General features: G+C 34.9%; 1 protein-coding gene. It reads left to right on the plus strand.

All coding sequences use genetic code 11. The features are described 5' to 3' along the window. Positions 1-238 precede the first annotated feature (238 nt). Positions 239-772, plus strand: coding sequence for a hypothetical protein (locus NNN71_RS24770; RefSeq protein ID WP_271459602.1), 534 nt, complete (start codon positions 239-241; stop codon positions 770-772). The last annotated feature ends 14 nt before the right edge of the window (positions 773-786 follow it).

The following is a 786-nucleotide window of genomic DNA, read 5'->3' on the forward strand; positions in this document are numbered from 1 at the left end:
TTGTTACTGATTCCTTTCACGAGCAGGTGTTTTGCAGACAGATATTTCATAAAATCATGTTCTTTCACTAATAACTCAGAGTATACGCCTATATAGCATGGAATTGTTGATATAAATACCCTAATGAGATGTAGTTGTATTACCATTTCCTCCTCACTTCTACAGCAACGAGACTCTTCCAGAATATTCTGTCCTTAAATGTTTAGAACATCATGAAGAGCAACAACAGGATTCACTCATGACGGTTAGTCAAACATTCATGGTCATCACACATGATACTTTTCTTCGTCAGTCCATTTACGTCTTAATGAAAGAAATTCGTTGTGAAAATAGAACATGTTTCATTGATGTCGATTCATTTAGCTCGCTGAGCGAATTGCGTGACACCCTGTATCACATCTCAAAAGATGATAATGTTCGAACAATTTTTATCTCACGAGGATTGTGGATATCTCAGGTTATCTTATCTGAATTTGATTTGTCCATGTATGATGACTTAAACAAATGGCAATACCTTATAAGTATCGCGAAACTAAATTCAGTGCATAATGTAATTGAAAGAATTGAATTCTTCAAGGACCTAAAAGGAATGAGTCAACATGAAGTTAAAACAATTCAATCACTAAAGTTATCAGGCAACATTATCCTGGCTGCAAAAAAATCAGGTGTCAGTTATAAAAACTTTCTGAGGCGTACACACGCTTTGGCCAGGAGGTATAATCTTAAAAACACTGCCAGCCTGCATTTTTTTATTCACAAATTTAATAAATAGGATTACTCTCAATC

Source organism: Kluyvera sp. Awk 3 (genome assembly GCF_028069715.1).
Lineage (GTDB): Bacteria > Pseudomonadota > Gammaproteobacteria > Enterobacterales > Enterobacteriaceae > Kluyvera > Kluyvera georgiana_A.

Bases quoted from the DNA above. Each gene is read 5' to 3' on its own strand.
- NNN71_RS24770 (WP_271459602.1), top strand. From the start codon at position 239: ATGACGGTTAGTCAAACATTCATGGTCATCACACATGATACTTTTCTT.